Raw genomic sequence first — 16355 nt, 5'->3', positions numbered from 1 at the left:
GAGTTGCCGGTGGTTGTTTGGAGTATTGCAAACCAAAAGGGTGGAGTAGGGAAAACGACCACTACCATAGCATTAGCAGGATTATTAAGTGAGCAAAATCAACGGGTATTGGTAGTTGATACTGATCCCCATGGTTCATTAACAACCTATTTGAATTTTGATGCTGATTATGTGCCTGCCAGTTTATTTGATTTGTTTCAATTGCCTGAGATTAATCGAGATGGCGTAAGATCATTGATCTTAAGTACCACATTTAACAATATTGATATTATTCCTGCCCATATGTCATTGGCGACCTTAGATCGATCGATGGGTAATCGTAGTGGAATGGGGTTAGTCTTAAAGAAAGCCTTACACAGTGTCGCCATTGATTATGACTATGTATTAATTGATTGCCCGCCCATTCTTGGGGTGATGATGGTCAATGCATTGGCGGCCAGTGATCGTATTTTAATTCCGGTACAAACAGAGTTCTTAGCCATGAAAGGTTTAGAACGGATGTTGCGTACTTTACAGATTATGCAACGTTCAAAACCGACTGAATTTGATGTCACTATTGTACCAACTATGTATGACAAGCGTACTCGTGCATCATTGCAAACGTTACAAGACTTAAAAACCCGTTATTCTGATCAAGTGTGGATGTCTGCTATTCCCATTGATACTAAGTTTCGTGATGCCAGTATTAAACATATGCCGCCCTCATTGTATGCTCCTAATTGTCGAGGGGTTTTTGCTTATAAAACGTTACTGAATCACTTAACAAGATTAGTGCACAATGAATAATAAACCGTTAACAAGTGAACAAGCATTAGATGATTATTTCGGTGATTTACTGTTAGAGACTGATCCACAACCGATAGCAGAGATCAAACCGACGGTATTTTGTGAGCCATCAGCGTCACAACAATTACAACAATTATTAGCGCAAATACCACCACAACTTGATGTTGAACCTCTGGTTGTGGCTGTGATTGATGCAGAACCAGAACCAGAACCAGAGTTTGTCGCATGGCAACATCATGGGCAACAACAACCATTTCAATCTTTGTTTTTTGAAGTGAATGGGATGATGTTTGCGGTGGCATTAACCGAGTTAGGTGCGATTTATCAGCTTGGTGAATTGAACCATATAGTGGGTCGCCCAGCATGGTATTTAGGATTAGCTCCGTTACCACAATACAATGTTGATGTGGTTGATACGGCGCATTGGGTAATGGCTGATAAGTTAACTAATGACCATTATCGTGATAATTATCGTTATATGGTAATGCTAGGGAATAGTCAGTGGGGCCTAGCTTGCGATAAGTTACATGGTACTCAAACGTTAATGACAACAGATATTCGGTGGCGAGAACAAGCCGGTAAGCGGCCGTGGTTAGCGGGAATGGTAAAACAAAAGATGTGTACTCTGATCCATGTTGATGCATTAATTCAAATGTTGAATAAAGGCTTAGATGTTAATAGTGGCGCGAGTTGAGGCGTCAAAAAGGAAATAGTATGTCCCAAGTAAATATAACGGAAAAACAAAAAGACGGCGTTAATGATCAGGTATTGCAATGGGTTACTTTTCAATTAGAAAATGAAACCTATGGCATTAATGTTATGCAGGTACGGGAAGTTTTACGCTATTCAGAGATAGCACCGGTGCCAGGTGCGCCTGATTACGTGATTGGTATTATTAATTTACGTGGCAATGTTGTTACCGTTATTGATACTCGTGCTCGTTTTGGTTTACAGCATGGTGAGATTTCAGATAGCACACGTATTGTCATCATTGAAGCAGAAACGCAAGTGATCGGTATTTTAGTTGATAGTGTCGCTGAAGTGGTTTATTTGCGTAATTCTGAAATTGATAGTACCCCTTGTGTCGGAACAGAAGAAAGTGCCAAGTTTATTCAAGGTGTCAGTAACCATGACGATCAATTATTGATATTAGTTGACTTAAATAAACTGTTGTCTGAAGACGAGTGGGATGAGGTCGCATATTTGTAATGGATATAATACTTCAACAATGGCTACCTGTTGCTATTTCGGTGTTAATTGCGATAACTGCAACGGTATTAATTAGCCGTGAGCGTCGAGCCCGAAAAGCATTAGAAATAAAATTTTCAGCTATTGAAACAGTATTAAAAAATTCACGTTTACAGTATGAAAGTTTAACTAAGCAATTTAATGAATTACGTACTGGCAGCATTGGTATGAGTGATAAGTTAGTTGATTTGATTGAGCAGCTTGAACAGGTTGAAGAACGTCAAAATGAGATTGCCATGAATGACTCTGGTGGGCGGTTATACAGTCGCGCCAGCAAGATGGTCGAACTTGGGGCGGATGTTAACGAGCTAATGACTGAATGCGACTTGCCAAAAGCGGAAGCGGAATTAATGCTGAGCTTACAAAAAAGTATGTCCCAACATTATCGGCGTTAACTCGTTAGATTTAACCATCACACTATGCTGTAAGATCAATATTTTCAAACCCTTCCCATCCTGGAGGGGTTTTTCCGTTTAGGTACCATGAAAATGCAATTAACTCTGCAATGATGAGATATAACTCCTGTGGAAGATGATCATTGAGATCAAAACTATTGAGGTATTGCGCTAATACTGGATCTTGATGAATTAGCCCACCTTGTTGTTTTACTTGTTCAATAATGTGCTGTGCTAATTGATCGTAGCCTTTAGCCGCTATATAGGGGCTTTGCTTACCATCATAGCGTAACGCAATCGCTTGTTGCGGGTCGGATGTTGACTTGATTGTCATATTTATCTTCTAATAATTATACTTTTATTAATAAACCCGATAACGCTGGTGGCATATTTTGTGGTTGCTGAATGATCAGTTTATAGTGTGGCGGGGTGCTATTTATACCTAATTGTTGTAATCGTGAAATTAAATAAGGTGTAACCCGTTCAATATGATGTAATAACGTTTGATTGGCACATTCAAAGCGAGTGCTTAACTGTTGTTGATGCCAACAAGCAATAACATTCATCTTATCTATTGTACCAATAGGTAAACTCAATTTGACGGTCCATTTGTTATTGTTATTCTTAACAGTATTTGTTTTCTTTGGTTGGTGATTGTTCACTTGTAGTGAAATAGTTTGGCCGTTGGCTTGCACCCATTGTAGATGGATATTGTTATGATCTGGTGAACGTTGATTTTCTGGTCCTCGTTGTTCACCCGCAAGGCGTAATAATGCAGTGAATTCTTGCTGTTGTTCAGGGCTAAGCTGATTTAACCACTGACTTAGAGGACTTGACGATTGCGATAGTTGCAGTAATAACGTCGCTAAGGTTTTATTGCCAATATTGTGTTGTAGCCAATTGATTAATGCGGGTTGATTATTGGGTAGTAATAATTGGTTAAATAACTGTTGTAGTGGTTGTGGTGCCACATGGGTTGACTTAACTGTACCTAAGTTTAACGGAATCAATAAATTTGTAACTAATTGTTGCAAGCTATTCATAAATAATAATAATTGTGGCAGTTGAGATATAAGTTTTGAGTTGCTGTTGGTAATTATTGTTGGTAATTCTACATGTGAAGTCTTAGATGCTATGTTAACCATTTCAATTTTTGATGGTTTTTCTATAAATATAGATTGATTTGGTGATATTTTTGTTTGCATTTGTTTCACATTTACTTACGTTAGTTAACGATTAAGAAGCAGAGCAGTTTAGTCAATTTGTTAGCCATTGTGGTATTATGCGGCTATTTTGTGACACCTAGGATACATTATTTTATGTTGTCAGTAGCAAATTTGAGCTGTGTTCGTGATGAACGCGTATTATTTGATGAATTAAATTTCACGATTTCAAGTGGTGAATTAGTTCAAATTGAAGGTCCAAATGGGGCGGGCAAAACAACCTTATTAAGGATTATTGCTGGCCTAGGTCATTCAGACAGTGGTGAAGTGCAGTGGTGTAATGAAAATATTACGACTGCCCGTGAAGACTATCATCAAGCACTATTGTTTTTAGGGCATCAAACAGGCGTAAAGCGTGAGCTTACGGCCTTTGAGAACTTGGCTTTTTTTCAATCAATGCATACGAGTGAGCAAGGCTCAGATCTCAAAGGAACACCTGCAGTAAATGGTGAGGGTGCTCTGTGGCAAGCTTTAGCACATGTTGGTTTAGCTGGGCGTGAAGATATTAGTGCTGGGCAGTTATCCGCAGGTCAACAACGTCGTGTTGCTTTGGCGAGATTATGGTTAAGTAATCATAAATTGTGGGTGCTTGATGAACCGTTAACTGCAATCGATAAGCAAGGTATAAAGGTGCTTGAAGCGCTTTTTTTAGCTCATGCAGAACGTGGTGGAATGGTATTATTAACCACCCACCAAGACATGTTTGTTGACAGTGATCGTTTAAGAAAAATTAAGCTAGGATAATAATAATGCTTAACACCCTTATCCAAATTATTCGTCGTGAGTTATTGATAGCTTATCGTCGACAAGCGGATATTTTTAATCCGTTATGGTTTTTTATTATTGTTATCACGTTGTTTCCTTTAGGCATAGGGCCTGAGCCTAATTTATTAGCCCGTATTGCCCCTGGTATTATTTGGGTAGCAGCATTATTAGCGGCATTGCTCTCTATGGAGCGTTTATTTCGAGATGACTATCTTGATGGTTCATTAGAACAAATGCTGTTAATGCCAATACCACTGTCGGTTACGGCCTTTGGTAAAATGATTGCTCACTGGTTACTTACCGGATTACCGTTGATTTTAATTAGTCCGTTATTAGCGATTTTATTGTCACTCAATTTACATACTTGGATCGCAGTGTTATTAACGTTACTGATTGGTACGCCAACATTGAGCTTTTTAGGCGCAATTGGAATGGCATTAACGGTTGGATTACGAAAAGGTGGCGTTTTATTGAGCTTGCTCATACTGCCTTTGTATATACCTGTGCTTATATTCGCAACCTCTGCGATTGAGGCGGCAAGTTTGGGCATGGCTTATGATGGTCAATTAGCCATCATGGGGGCGATGTTAGCTGGGTCGTTGACCTTAGCGCCATTTGCTGTGGCAGCCTCACTCAGGATCAGTGTTAATTAACCAATGAATTTTTTCTTTAGCACTTACACGATATTCAAGTGTGAGGTGGTGAAGAAAGCGAGAGTGATAATGTTGCTCTCAGTGACGTATTTATTATTTATTATAAGTTGAGAGCATTATGTGGAAGTGGCTACATCCCTACGCTAAAGCAGAAAACACCTATCGATTATGCGGTAAGTTGTTGCCTTGGTTTTCTATTATCGCTTTGATTTCTATTTTAGTGGGATCGGTATGGGGACTCTTATTTGTTCCTGCTGACTATCAACAAGGCGATAGCTTTAGGATTATTTATATTCACGTACCCGCAGCCATTTGGTCGATGAGTATTTATGTCACCATGGCTATTTCTTCTTTTGTTGGCCTTGTGTGGCAGATTCGAATGTCGGATATGGCTGCCGCTGCAATGGCTCCTATTGGTGCCGTGTTTACCTTTATTGCTCTAATTACAGGGGCTATTTGGGGTAAACCTATGTGGGGTGCTTGGTGGGTTTGGGATGCTCGCTTAACGTCTGAATTGATTCTATTGTTTTTATATCTTGGTGTTATTGCATTGTATAACGCGTTTGATGATCACAAAACAGCAGCCAAAGCGGCGGGTATATTGTCGATTGTCGGTGTGATTAACATTCCAATTATTCACTATTCTGTTGAATGGTGGAATACCCTTCATCAAGGTGCAACGATTTCTAAATTTGGCAAACCTTCAATGTCAAATGATATGTTATGGCCATTGTTGGTGATGCTACTTGGTTTTGGTTGTTTCTTTGCTGCTGTCACGTTGATACGGTTACGCAATGAAATTCTATCACGTGAGAGCCACCGCCCTTGGGTGCAGAAGTTGGTGAAGTGAGATCGTTATGTATTTTGATTCTATAAATGATTTTTTTGCGATGGGCGGTTATGCAGGCTACGTTTGGAGTGCCTACGCTATTTCTTTTCTATCGATGTTATGGGTTTTATTTTCAAGCTTAACAACGAAACGCCGTTTGTTACGCGAAATTAAAAATAAAATGGCGCGTGAACAACGCATTCAAGAAGCAAAAACATTGGAGAACACACTATGACCCCAAGACGTCAAAAACGTTTAGTCATTGTACTGGCGTTAGTGCTTGGACTCGGTGCTACGGTTGGACTCGTGTTATACGCGCTTAACCAAAATATGAATTTATTCTATACACCTTCAGAATTAATTAACGGTAAGTCTGATGGTGGTGCTAGACCTGAAATTGGGCAGCGATTACGTATTGGCGGCATGGTTGTAAAAGGGTCAGTTAAACGCGATCCTAAATCATTACGCATTACATTTAAAGTCGCTGATATTGGTCCTTCAGTTACCGTTATTTATGATGGTATTCTGCCGGATCTATTTCGTGAAGGCCAAGGTATTGTGGCACAGGGTGTATTGATTAACCCAACCACAGTTAAAGCAAGTGAAGTGCTTGCAAAGCATGATGAAAACTATATGCCACCTGAAGTGGCAGATGCAATGAAGATAAACCATAAACAACTTAAATACACTGAAGAACAACTACAAGGTAAGTGATCAATGATCCCTGAATTAGGCCAATTCGCTCTTATAGCCGCACTTGCGCTATCGGTGCTGGCCAGCATTTACCCATTGTATGGTGCCACGGTTGGTAACCAAGCAATGATGCGTATGGCACGACCACTGTCCTACGGAATATTCGGCATGCTTGCATTGTCGTTTGGTATTTTGAGCTGGTCGTTCTATAGCAATGATTTTACGGTAGCGTATGTTGCCAGTAACTCAACCAGTTTACTGCCATGGTATTACCGTTTAACCGCAGTATGGGGCGGGCATGAAGGTTCATTGATGCTATGGGTACTTATCCAAGCGGGTTGGGCAGCAGCTGTTGCTCGATTTAGCCGTGGTATGCCTCTAGATGCAGTGGCGCGTGTACTTTCCGTTATGGGTATGGTGGCAGTGGGTTTCTTACTGTTTATCATCGTAACATCGAATCCATTTTTGCGCACATTGCCAAACTTCCCAGTACAAGGTCGTGACTTAAACCCATTGCTTCAAGATCCCGGTTTAATTGTTCACCCACCAATGTTGTACATGGGTTATGTTGGTTTCTCGGTTGCATTCTCGTTTGCTATTGCATCGCTAATGACTGGCCGTTTAGATACGGCTTGGGCTCGTTGGTCGCGTCCTTGGACAATTGCTGCATGGTCATTCTTGACATTAGGTATCGCACTAGGCTCGTGGTGGGCTTATTACGAACTTGGCTGGGGCGGCTGGTGGTTCTGGGATCCCGTCGAAAACGCATCATTAATGCCATGGCTTGCAGGTACGGCACTAATGCACTCATTATCAGTAACTGAAAAACGCGGTACATTTAAAGCGTGGACAGTATTACTGGCGATTTCTGCTTTCTCATTAAGTCTATTAGGCACGTTCTTAGTTCGTTCTGGTGTATTGGTTTCTGTGCACGCGTTTGCATCTGATCCCTCACGCGGTATGTTTATTCTTGGCTTCTTAGTGGTGATTATTGGCGGTTCATTACTGCTTTACGCCTTACGTGGTGGTCAAATCCGTTCTCGTGGCAATTATGCGTTGTTCTCACGTGAAAATTTCTTATTAGCCAATAACTTATTATTAGTTGCTGCGTTATTAGTGGTATTAATTGGTACGTTACTGCCGTTAGTTCATAAGCAATTAGGCTTAGGTTCTGTTTCTATTGGTGAACCGTTCTTTAATACTCTATTTACATGGTTAATGGTGCCATTCTCATTCTTAATGGGTATCGGTCCTCTGGTTCGCTGGAAGCGTGATAACTTTGCTTCAATCGCGAAACCAATGTTGTGGTGTGGTTTATTTACCGTTCCATTCTCATTCTTAGTTATTTATTTAACAGCAAGCGTTGTGGAACCATTAGCGGTTGTCGGTGTGATGATGGCAGTGTGGATTATTGTTCTCCACCTTGTTGAGATCTACCGTCGTGCGACTCACCGTCACTCTTTCCTTGATGGATTAGGTAAGCTAGGACGTAGTCATTGGGCAATGATGTTAGGCCATCTTGGTTTAGCGGTTGCTATTATCGGTATGACATTAGTATCAAATTACGGTATCGAACGTGATTTACGGATGTCACCAGGTCAATCTGTTAATGTGAAAGGCTATGATTTCCATTTCGCCGGTTTACGTGATGCAGATGGTCCAAACTATGACGGTTATGTGGCTGACTTTGAAATTAGCCGTAACGGTATCGATATTACAACGCTACACGCTGAAAAACGTTATTACACCGTTGCTGGCTCAATGATGACAGAAGCGGCAATTGATAGCGGCTTTACCCGTGACTTATACGTTGCTATGGGTGAGCGTTTAGGTAATGACGGTGCATGGGCTGTGCGTATGTACTACAAGCCATTTGTTAATTGGATGTGGATGGGTGCGTTCTTAATGGCGCTAGGTGGTGCTTTTGCAATCAGCGATAAGCGTTACCGATTCCGTAAGCCTGCTAACATTGCGGCTAATGACAAAAAATCGGAGGCAAAGCTAACTAATGAATAAGAAGCTATTATTTATTCCTTTAGTATTGTTTTTAGGGTTAGTTGTGATGTTTATGGTCCAGCTAAGCCGCAATGCAGCGGGTGATGATCCGACGAAGCTTGAATCGGTGTTAGTGGGGAAACCTGTTCCTGCCTTTAAGCTGGAAGATTTGTTTGAGCCAGGTAAAGAATATCAGCAAACGATTTTTAAAGGCCAACCGCTGCTATTAAATGTATGGGCGACGTGGTGTCCTACATGTCAAGCTGAGCATCAATACTTAAACGTGTTGGCGAAGCAAGGGGTGAAGATCATTGGTTTAAACTACAAAGATCAGCGACCTAAAGCGATTAGATGGCTTAAAGAGTTAGGTAATCCTTACATGATCTCTTTGTTTGATGGCAATGGCATGTTAGGCATGGATCTTGGCGTTTATGGCGCACCTGAAACCTTCTTGGTTGATGCGAATGGTATTATTCGTTACCGCCATGTAGGTGATGTGAATCCAGAAAACTGGAACAAGACTCTTGAGCCGCTTTATAAGAAATTACAAGCGGAAGCAAAAAATAAGGCTATGCAAACGGAGGCAAAAGCACAATGAAACGCTTCTTTGCTTTAATGTTTGCACTTGGACTGACTTTTTCGATGGTTGCACCCGCATTGGCTGCAATTGATGTGTATGATTTTAAAAATCCAGCACAAGAGAAGCAGTTTCAAGAGTTAACAGAGACTTTACGTTGTCCTAAATGTCAAAATAACAGCATTGCTGATTCTAATGCGACCTTAGCAGAAGATATGCGTCTGAAAAGCTACGAGCTGTTAAAAGAAGGCAAAACCAAACAGCAAGTCATTGATTATATGATTGCTCGTTACGGTAATTTCGTAACGTATGATCCTGCAGTGACAGCATCAACAATAATCTTATGGGCCGGTCCCATTGGCTTTATTGTGATTGGTTTTACTATCTTGGTTTATCGTTCACGCAAAAAAAGTGAGCTAGCCAAAGATGAGCCACTTGATGATGTTGAGTCGGAACGTTTGCAGGGGTTGTTGGCTGAAATGGCGCAGCAAGATACTGAAGCTACCAATAATCAGACAAAGGTAAATAAATGACGCTGTTTTGGATTTTAACCGCGGTCTTGGTTTTAATTGCGATCGCCATCTTTGTAATTCCGATGTATATCGGTAAAGAGCATGACGATGCGGCAAGCCGAGATGAGCTTAATAAAGCCTTCTTTAAAGATCGTATTCATGAGCTTGAAGAAGAATCCCAAGAAGGTTTGGTCGATAGTCAGCAAGATATGGTGTCTGACTTACAACAAACATTACTGGATGACTTGCCTGTTACTGAAAAGAAACAATCAATACATGTTAGCCCAGCAATGCTTGTACCGGGTTTGATTTTGATTGTGGGTATTTGTTACGGTGTTTATGGCGCAGTTGGTAGCAGTGCTAAAGTTGAGGCATGGCATCAGGCTGTAAATCGCTTACCAGAGCTAACACAACGTCTAATGGGTGATAATGCAGCGAATGAACCACTGTCTGATCAAGACATGTCGGATCTTACGTTGGCATTGCGGACTAAATTGCACAAAGACGGTGATGATCCAATGGGATGGTTACTGTTAGGTCGAATTGCTATTGCTAATCGCGATGGTGCAACGGCTGAAATGGCAATGAAACGTGCTTATGATCTTAATCCTGTTGATCTCGCTATTCGTTTAGGTTATGCGCAAACATTAATGTTAAGTGGTAAGCCGGGTCAAAGTGAGTTAGCTCGTCAACTTTTACGTCAGGTGATCAAGAGCGATCATACTAACGTTCAAGCATTGTCGTTATTAGCCTTTGATGCCTTTGAGCAGAAAAATTATCAGCAAGCGGTCGATTATTGGACGATGATGAAAACCCTTATCGGTCCTAATGATTCACGTACGCCAATGCTAACCCGTAGTATTGAACGTGCAAAAATGCGTATCAACAGTGCGGATGGCTCAGCAGTTGTCTCCGATCCAACGGCAATTGATGAAACAACAACACAACCTAAAACGCAAAATCTCGATACAGATAAGCAAGTTACTGCTACTATAGCGCTAGGTAAAAATGTTGTGTTGCCAAAGCAGGGAGATATTATTATCTCGGTACATGATGCTGATGGTTCACCAATGCCGATTGCTGCAGTGAAATTACCATTATCAACTAAATTTCCATTAACGGTGACGTTAACAGATAAAGACAGCATGATCCCACAACGACAACTATCATCATTATCAGAGATGATTATTAAAGCACGTGTGGATAGCGATGGTAACGTAATGACTAAACAGGGTGATTGGTACGGCCAAAGCAGCCAAACTCCCTTAGGTGGAGAAACAGCGTTTGTCATTAATAAGCAATATTAATTAATTAATTGATTTATTGCTAAAGTGAATAAAGCAGGCTGAATATTGATGTTCAGCCTGTTTTTTATTAGGTGTATGTTTTGAATAAAAAGTTATTATTGATAATTATATTAAGCCTCGGCATGGTGGGGTGTGCTCAATCACCCGATAAAGCGACCGAGCAAACAGTATCAACCAATGTTGCTGATCATATTGATGGTGATAATACAGCAGTAAATACAGTTTATGACCCGTTTGAAGGATTTAACCGCGCAATGTGGGATTTTAACTTTAATTATTTAGATCCGTATGTTGCTCGCCCTGTCTCTCTTGCTTATGTGAACTATACGCCTTCATTTGCGCGTACGGGGATCACTAACTTTTTATCAAATCTTGATGAGCCAGCAGGTATGGTAAATAGCTTATTGACATTGCATGGTAAAGACGCTCTAACGCATTTTAACCGCTTTTGGATTAATACTGTTTTTGGGTTAGCGGGTCTGATTGATATCGCATCAGCAGCGGATATTAACAAAGTTCAAGATCGTGATTTTGGCGACACATTGGGTTATTACGGTGTTGGTAATGGTCCTTATTTAATGTTACCTGTTTATGGACCGATTACTTTCCGTGGTTTTACTGATTCAGTTGATGATCTCTATCTGCCATTAAGTTTATTAAACTTCTGGGAAGGTTTAGGTAAGTGGATCTTTGAAGGTATGGAAGATCGTGCAGCCTTAGTTAATCAAGAATCGATGTTAAATAATTCGCCTGATCCATATTTATTTACGCGTGATGCTTATATTCAATATAAGAACTTTACCGCGAGTGATGGTAAAGTCAGTGATCAACCAGCAGCTGCAACGTTTGATGATAGTTATTTAGATGAAATTGATAACGATTAATTTTATTTGTTAGAGCTATAAAAGAAGACCGCCATTTCGGCGGTCTTTTTGTTTTCTGTCAATAATATTGTGTTAGAAACGGTAACTTGCTTGTACACCCGCTAACCAAATGTGACCGGATGTTTGGCCATTGAATTGTTGATTACCTAAACCTTTATCTGTTTCTTTCATTTTTGCATTCTTAGCGAAAATGTAGGTAAAGCCAGCATCTAGGGTTAGGTTTTCTGACCAAGCATAACCTGCACCAACACTTAACCATGTACGGTCAGTTTCAGGGATTGTTTGGGTACGGTTTGCTTCATTAACCGCTGAAGTGTCATAAGCAACACCAGAGCGAAGGACTAACTTATTGGTCGCTTGGTAAGTGGTACCAATTGCAAAGCGGTAGTTATCTTTCCAATTTTCATCTTTAATTTTTTTATTGCCACCAAGTTGTGGAATATTAGCTTCTAGCTTTTTAAAGGTACTCCAATCAGTCCAGTTAACACTTGCATGAACTGCCCATTGAGCATCGATTTGATGGAAGCTTGCAATTTCAGCTGACGCTGGTAATTCTATAGGTAACGATCCTGCGTATGAACCCTTGCCTGTACCATCAAAACCAATGCCGGAAGCATGACCTTCAAGGTTTAATTTAACCGCTGATTGATAACTAATACCGATACGGTTATCAGCATTAATCTGCCATGCTGTACCTGCTTGCCAACCCCAAGCGTTATCTTCGCCTTCCATGTATTTTAGTTTTTTTCCAGCTAAAGGTTGCATCATACCTAATGATGCATTAGTTGGCAGTGCTGCGCCAAAATGACCTTTACCCATAACATAACGAACACCCGCACCCACACTTAACTGATCATTAATTTTGTAACCAAGGTTAGGGTTGATTTCAACCGTATGAACCTCAGCTTGATTACCAAACATTGATGCTTTGAAATCAGTACCAAGATCGGTGCGCATACCAAAGTGAGTACCAAACGCAATACCAATCGTTGCTTTATCCGTTAATGGGCGAGAAAAATAAAAATTAGGGATAATTGCATTATTAGCAAAATCAGAACTACCTGTTGGGCCTAATAATGTATGGGTACCAGAAATATCAATATTGGGATCAACATAAATAGCACCCGTAGAAATTTGGATGCCTTTTAAATACGTTAGCATTGCTGGATTGCGGAATTGAGCACTGGCGTTATCTGCCATTGCGGCTTCACCGGCAAAAGCGCGTCCTAGACCTGTAGCAGAGTATTCGGCTAATTGAAAACCAGCAGCAGAAGCTTGATTGCTGATACCAATAGCTGCAGTAATCGCTAAGGCTAAAGTGATTTTATTTTTAGTCATATTAGAAAAATTTATTGTTCACGGAAATAATAACGTAAATGATACTCGCAGCAATAAATTGCGTTAAAAGCTATCTTATAAAATAGCCTCATTAAATGTGTTGTGCTGGAGTTGTTTGATTTTATAGTTTTTTATCGGGTAGTATTCATTCGATAATTATAATGAAGTTATATTTGAGCGTACACCTGTACTAAAAACAATGTTAATACAGTCGTTTATATTTGTAGTTAATTGCCCGTTATTCTTTGTTTTTTGGTTGGTTATTATGGGTAAAATAAAGATTAGATGTTATTTCGCGTATAAAAAAAGAAGCCATGGCGGCTTCTTTTTTAGAATCAGTTATTGCTGTACGCTCAAATTAGAATGAACGGCTGTATTGAAGACCGTATAGCCATGCGTTAGCACGAGTCGTTGCACTAACTGAAGGCTTTATTCCAGGAGCTAAATATTGACTTTCACTAACATCAACATCTTTACCAATTAGGTAAGTCAGACCAAAGTCGATAGTTGATTTGCTATCTAAGTGGTAACTAAAGCCGCCAGATAGCCAGTTACGGTCTGAATCTGGTACTGAAATAGAAGTAATATTACCTTGAGCACTGGTGTCGTGCATGTAACCTGCACGTAATGTCCAATCGTTGTTTAGATAATAAGTACCACCGACTGAGTAGTGCCAGCTATTTTGCCATTGGTAATCTTTAGTAAAGTTACCACCCGTAGTGCTTAATTGATCAAATGCACTCCATTCAATCCACTGAATGCTGTAATGAACGGCAAATTTATCGTTAAGTTTATTAAAGCCAGAGAACTCAAGTATTGATGGTAATGGTATTTTTAATTTTTCATTACTGTAATTACCTGGGGCGTGAATATCACCTTTGGCTTTTATTGTTGGGCTATAGCGGTATGATAAACCAAAACGATTATTCTGATTGTATTCATAAATGGCACCAAGGTTATATCCTAGTGCAATACCATCTGCATCAATATCAACCGTATTTTTTCCACCTAAAAGAGGGTTATTACGGCCTCGTTGTAGTTTACCGCTACCATGAATAATGTCTAAACCACCACCCACGCTAAAGTGTTGATTTATACGGTAAGCAGCACTTAAACCTAAGTTAACACTTTTAACGTCCGTTAAGCCGCCAAAAAGGTCAGCTTTATAACCTTCTTTAAATTCGGTTTTAGTACCAAAATTTGAATACAGCGAAGCACCTACTGAAAATTTATCGTTAATTGGTTGAATATAGTAGATGTTAGGTGCATAGCTAGTACCACCAATTGATGCGTCATTAATCGGTTTGTTATTATATAACGTATTTTTAACATTAACATCAGTATCAATGGCAATAACACCTAATGATAATGCTGGTGCGTCAAAAAGAGCCATTGAAGCGGCGTTTTTTGCCATGGTTGATGCGTTATCAGCAATAACCCCATCACCAGAGAATGCTCGACCTAAACCTGTTGCCGATTGGGCATTTAATTGAAAACCCGCAGCCATCGTTTGTGACGATGCTAAGGCGATGGCTACAGTAATAACTGAGCGTGTGAATATCTGCTTCTTGTTCATGCTTTATGATTCCTGATCATCTATTTATATTTATAAGTCCAGTCTATGTATGACTGATTGGCGATGATTGTAGGGGGGGAGAGGACTCGATCAAAGCTGACCAGTACTTTAGGTGGTTAAAAATACTTTCTAGCGAACATTTGGGTTTATTTGGTATCATTTTACGCGGAATTTATGCAGTTTTCGCTACTATTCGTATGACAAATAACAGTGAAAACTTGATACTTAATTATTAATATCGCGTTTTCAGCTGTTATCTGAAAGGAGGGCTAAGTTAGATTTGCCAATAAAGTTCAGATTTTAGTTTTTCTGCAACGGGCATCAATTTATCGCCTTTATCACCAACAATAATTAAGCTTGCCTCTTGCAGTGGCAATAATAAGCTTTGGTTGCTTTTATCTCTGCCGGTTATTATTTTTGAACTTGTTTGCGGCACTATAAATACTGTCATTTTCCCTGTATCCGTACCAACAACCATATGTAATGCACGGTTACCATCAAAGCCACAATAATTAAGATAATAAATATGACCGGGTAATTGGTTCATACTAGTACCAAAAGGTTTAAGTTTGGCATTCACTTGCTGTAACGTGACAGCTTCATCTGTATGTTCAACAAATTGTGCTTCAGCACTAACATGTTGCAAAGCAATCGTTGCCATTGATGCAGGCGCAAAAACGTGCTGTTGTGGCTGCTGAGGATAGAAACCTTGCTGACCGACCATTACTCCTACAATAAACATCACTGATGCTGCTAATCCATAAGATAAATAACGTTTATAAGGCGAGTGATTTTTAGGTTGTGCCTGACTCGACTGATGAAACAAGATTCTATCGGCAAGGTTTTCTGGAATATCAACATTAAGCGTTTGTTTTAATTTAAGATCTAATTGTTGCAACTCATTAGAGAAATGACGATTAGTCGTAGACTGATTTTTAGTCTTAATCAGCTCCGGGTCATTATCATTAGGATCCGCGAAAAGGCGGCGACGAAACTCTAGATCATCCACGATGATTCCCCCGTTGAGTTGTTTTCTTTTCAAGTTGTTCTTTTAATTGGTTACGAGCACGAAAAAGCCGAGTCATTACTGTATTACGATTAAGATTTAAGATTTCGGCTATTTCATCACCATTAAAACCAGCCATGACTTGTAGTATCAGAGGTTCTCGGTATTCAGGGGCTAGTTTCATAATTAATCGATGTAGTAAATATTGTTCGGTATCCATTTCAACACTGGCTTTAGTATCGGCTATATGGTGATCATCAATATCGACTAAATCAAATTGCTTTCGTTCAAATCTACGTGCATTTTCACGACGTAAAATAGTGATTAACCATGCTTTTGCTGCGTTATCATCTTGTAAATTATCTAATGATTTCCATGCGCGGAGACATGTTTCTTGCACTAAGTCTTCGGCAATATGGGGATCATGGCAGAGCCAATACGCATAGCGATATAGGTCTTGATGCCAAGCTCTAACAAGGGCTTCATAACGTTTTTGTTTATCCATATTTAAACAGACCGTAGTAGAAGTCTTTTTGTTACTAAAAAATTTTTTTATCATTGATGTGCC

20 protein-coding genes are annotated in these 16355 nt (G+C 39.9%); 14 read left to right on the top strand and 6 right to left on the bottom strand.

The genetic code is table 11. The features are described 5' to 3' along the window. The first annotated feature begins 9 nt into the window (after nucleotides 1-9). The 4 genes from CIK00_RS02040 to CIK00_RS02025 are packed head-to-tail and all read left to right on the top strand — an operon-like array spanning nucleotide 10 to nucleotide 2429. Nucleotides 10-786 carry a ParA family protein gene (locus tag CIK00_RS02040; protein WP_101767257.1) on the top strand — a complete coding sequence of 259 codons (777 nt, stop codon included), beginning with the start codon at nucleotides 10-12 and terminating at the stop codon, nucleotides 784-786. Continuing rightward, on the top strand, nucleotides 779-1480 hold the full coding sequence (locus tag CIK00_RS02035; RefSeq protein ID WP_101767256.1) for a chemotaxis protein CheW: 702 nt from the start codon (nucleotides 779-781) through the stop codon (nucleotides 1478-1480). The genes CIK00_RS02040 and CIK00_RS02035 overlap by 8 nt, the downstream gene beginning before the upstream one ends. 20 nt (nucleotides 1481-1500) lie before the next feature. After that, nucleotides 1501-1995 carry a chemotaxis protein CheW gene (locus tag CIK00_RS02030; RefSeq protein WP_101767255.1) on the top strand — a complete coding sequence of 165 codons (495 nt, stop codon included), beginning with the start codon at nucleotides 1501-1503 and terminating at the stop codon, nucleotides 1993-1995. Continuing rightward, the gene (locus tag CIK00_RS02025; RefSeq protein ID WP_101767254.1) at nucleotides 1995-2429 is read left to right on the top strand and encodes a DUF2802 domain-containing protein; all 435 of its coding nucleotides are present in this window, start codon (nucleotides 1995-1997) and stop codon (nucleotides 2427-2429) included. The genes CIK00_RS02030 and CIK00_RS02025 overlap by 1 nt, the downstream gene beginning before the upstream one ends. A gap of 22 nt (nucleotides 2430-2451) precedes the next feature. On the opposite strand, the gene CIK00_RS02020 is transcribed toward CIK00_RS02025, so the two are convergent. Together CIK00_RS02020 and CIK00_RS02015 are read right to left on the bottom strand one after the other, a co-directional pair. Then, complete coding sequence (locus CIK00_RS02020; protein ID WP_101767253.1) at nucleotides 2452-2763, bottom strand: EscU/YscU/HrcU family type III secretion system export apparatus switch protein; 312 nt, start codon at nucleotides 2761-2763, stop codon at nucleotides 2452-2454. A 16-nt stretch (nucleotides 2764-2779) separates the two neighbouring features. After that, a complete protein-coding gene (locus tag CIK00_RS02015) occupies nucleotides 2780-3634 on the bottom strand; it encodes a hypothetical protein (RefSeq protein WP_101767252.1) in 855 nt (284 codons plus the stop codon). A gap of 114 nt (nucleotides 3635-3748) precedes the next feature. On the opposite strand from CIK00_RS02015, the gene ccmA reads away from it, so the two are divergent. The 10 genes from ccmA to CIK00_RS01965 all read left to right on the top strand — a co-directional run bounded on the left by ccmA (nucleotide 3749) and on the right by CIK00_RS01965 (nucleotide 11867). Further along, nucleotides 3749-4396 (top strand): cytochrome c biogenesis heme-transporting ATPase CcmA, encoded by a 648-nt coding sequence (ccmA, locus tag CIK00_RS02010; RefSeq protein ID WP_101767251.1) that lies wholly within the window; start codon nucleotides 3749-3751, stop codon nucleotides 4394-4396. Nucleotides 4397-4401: 5 nt separating this feature from the next. Further along, nucleotides 4402-5070, top strand: coding sequence for a heme exporter protein CcmB (gene ccmB, locus CIK00_RS02005; protein WP_101767250.1), 669 nt, complete (start codon nucleotides 4402-4404; stop codon nucleotides 5068-5070). Nucleotides 5071-5188: 118 nt separating this feature from the next. After that, nucleotides 5189-5920, top strand: a complete 732-nt coding sequence (locus tag CIK00_RS02000) for a heme ABC transporter permease (RefSeq protein WP_101767249.1) — start codon at nucleotides 5189-5191, stop codon at nucleotides 5918-5920. 7 nt (nucleotides 5921-5927) lie between these two features. After that, on the top strand, nucleotides 5928-6134 hold the full coding sequence (ccmD, locus tag CIK00_RS01995; protein ID WP_101767248.1) for a heme exporter protein CcmD: 207 nt from the start codon (nucleotides 5928-5930) through the stop codon (nucleotides 6132-6134). After that, nucleotides 6131-6613 carry a cytochrome c maturation protein CcmE gene (gene ccmE / locus CIK00_RS01990; protein ID WP_101767247.1) on the top strand — a complete coding sequence of 161 codons (483 nt, stop codon included), beginning with the start codon at nucleotides 6131-6133 and terminating at the stop codon, nucleotides 6611-6613. Before ccmD ends, ccmE begins: the two co-directional genes overlap by 4 nt. Nucleotides 6614-6616: 3 nt before the next feature. Next, nucleotides 6617-8608: a heme lyase CcmF/NrfE family subunit gene (locus CIK00_RS01985; RefSeq protein WP_101767246.1), complete on the top strand. Its 1992-nt coding sequence runs from the start codon at nucleotides 6617-6619 to the stop codon at nucleotides 8606-8608. Continuing rightward, nucleotides 8601-9185: a DsbE family thiol:disulfide interchange protein gene (locus tag CIK00_RS01980; RefSeq protein ID WP_101767245.1), complete on the top strand. Its 585-nt coding sequence runs from the start codon at nucleotides 8601-8603 to the stop codon at nucleotides 9183-9185. Before CIK00_RS01985 ends, CIK00_RS01980 begins: the two co-directional genes overlap by 8 nt. Beyond that, nucleotides 9182-9697: a cytochrome c-type biogenesis protein gene (locus CIK00_RS01975; RefSeq protein ID WP_101767244.1), complete on the top strand. Its 516-nt coding sequence runs from the start codon at nucleotides 9182-9184 to the stop codon at nucleotides 9695-9697. Before CIK00_RS01980 ends, CIK00_RS01975 begins: the two co-directional genes overlap by 4 nt. After that, entirely contained in the window at nucleotides 9694-10983 is a 1290-nt protein-coding gene (ccmI, locus tag CIK00_RS01970) for a c-type cytochrome biogenesis protein CcmI (RefSeq protein ID WP_101767243.1), read from the top strand. Before CIK00_RS01975 ends, ccmI begins: the two co-directional genes overlap by 4 nt. An 80-nt stretch (nucleotides 10984-11063) precedes the next feature. After that, entirely contained in the window at nucleotides 11064-11867 is an 804-nt protein-coding gene (locus CIK00_RS01965) for an MlaA family lipoprotein (RefSeq protein WP_101767242.1), read from the top strand. A 72-nt stretch (nucleotides 11868-11939) separates the two neighbouring features. Here CIK00_RS01965 and CIK00_RS01960 read toward each other — a convergent pair whose 3' ends face one another. From CIK00_RS01960 to CIK00_RS01945, 4 genes are all read right to left on the bottom strand, one after another. Beyond that, nucleotides 11940-13205: an outer membrane protein transport protein gene (locus CIK00_RS01960; RefSeq protein ID WP_101767241.1), complete on the bottom strand. Its 1266-nt coding sequence runs from the start codon at nucleotides 13203-13205 to the stop codon at nucleotides 11940-11942. A gap of 358 nt (nucleotides 13206-13563) precedes the next feature. Then, nucleotides 13564-14781, bottom strand: coding sequence for an outer membrane protein transport protein (locus CIK00_RS01955; protein WP_101767240.1), 1218 nt, complete (start codon nucleotides 14779-14781; stop codon nucleotides 13564-13566). Nucleotides 14782-15055: 274 nt separating this feature from the next. Then, nucleotides 15056-15790, bottom strand: coding sequence for a DUF3379 family protein (locus CIK00_RS01950; RefSeq protein WP_101767239.1), 735 nt, complete (start codon nucleotides 15788-15790; stop codon nucleotides 15056-15058). Continuing rightward, entirely contained in the window at nucleotides 15783-16346 is a 564-nt protein-coding gene (locus CIK00_RS01945) for a sigma-70 family RNA polymerase sigma factor (protein WP_101767238.1), read from the bottom strand. Before CIK00_RS01945 ends, CIK00_RS01950 begins: the two co-directional genes overlap by 8 nt. Nucleotides 16347-16355: the final 9 nt, after the last annotated feature.

The sequence above is a fragment of the Photobacterium carnosum genome, from assembly GCF_002849605.1.
Classification (GTDB): domain Bacteria; phylum Pseudomonadota; class Gammaproteobacteria; order Enterobacterales; family Vibrionaceae; genus Photobacterium; species Photobacterium carnosum.
Note: the sequence above shows the minus strand (reverse complement) of the source record. Positions and strands in the feature narration are given on the sequence as shown.

Coding starts and splice junctions, on each gene's coding strand:
- CIK00_RS02035 (WP_101767256.1), top strand. CDS start 779: ATGAATAATAAACCGTTAACAAGTGAACAAGCATTAGATGATTATTTC.
- ccmB (WP_101767250.1), top strand. CDS start 4,402: ATGCTTAACACCCTTATCCAAATTATTCGTCGTGAGTTATTGATAGCT.
- CIK00_RS01985 (WP_101767246.1), top strand. CDS start 6,617: ATGATCCCTGAATTAGGCCAATTCGCTCTTATAGCCGCACTTGCGCTA.
- ccmD (WP_101767248.1), top strand. CDS start 5,928: ATGTATTTTGATTCTATAAATGATTTTTTTGCGATGGGCGGTTATGCA.
- CIK00_RS01980 (WP_101767245.1), top strand. CDS start 8,601: ATGAATAAGAAGCTATTATTTATTCCTTTAGTATTGTTTTTAGGGTTA.
- ccmI (WP_101767243.1), top strand. CDS start 9,694: ATGACGCTGTTTTGGATTTTAACCGCGGTCTTGGTTTTAATTGCGATC.
- CIK00_RS02025 (WP_101767254.1), top strand. CDS start 1,995: ATGGATATAATACTTCAACAATGGCTACCTGTTGCTATTTCGGTGTTA.
- ccmA (WP_101767251.1), top strand. CDS start 3,749: ATGTTGTCAGTAGCAAATTTGAGCTGTGTTCGTGATGAACGCGTATTA.
- ccmE (WP_101767247.1), top strand. CDS start 6,131: ATGACCCCAAGACGTCAAAAACGTTTAGTCATTGTACTGGCGTTAGTG.
- CIK00_RS02000 (WP_101767249.1), top strand. CDS start 5,189: ATGTGGAAGTGGCTACATCCCTACGCTAAAGCAGAAAACACCTATCGA.
- CIK00_RS01955 (WP_101767240.1), bottom strand. CDS start 14,781: ATGAACAAGAAGCAGATATTCACACGCTCAGTTATTACTGTAGCCATC.
- CIK00_RS02020 (WP_101767253.1), bottom strand. CDS start 2,763: ATGACAATCAAGTCAACATCCGACCCGCAACAAGCGATTGCGTTACGC.
- CIK00_RS02030 (WP_101767255.1), top strand. CDS start 1,501: ATGTCCCAAGTAAATATAACGGAAAAACAAAAAGACGGCGTTAATGAT.
- CIK00_RS01945 (WP_101767238.1), bottom strand. CDS start 16,346: ATGATAAAAAAATTTTTTAGTAACAAAAAGACTTCTACTACGGTCTGT.
- CIK00_RS02015 (WP_101767252.1), bottom strand. CDS start 3,634: ATGCAAACAAAAATATCACCAAATCAATCTATATTTATAGAAAAACCA.
- CIK00_RS01975 (WP_101767244.1), top strand. CDS start 9,182: ATGAAACGCTTCTTTGCTTTAATGTTTGCACTTGGACTGACTTTTTCG.
- CIK00_RS01960 (WP_101767241.1), bottom strand. CDS start 13,205: ATGACTAAAAATAAAATCACTTTAGCCTTAGCGATTACTGCAGCTATT.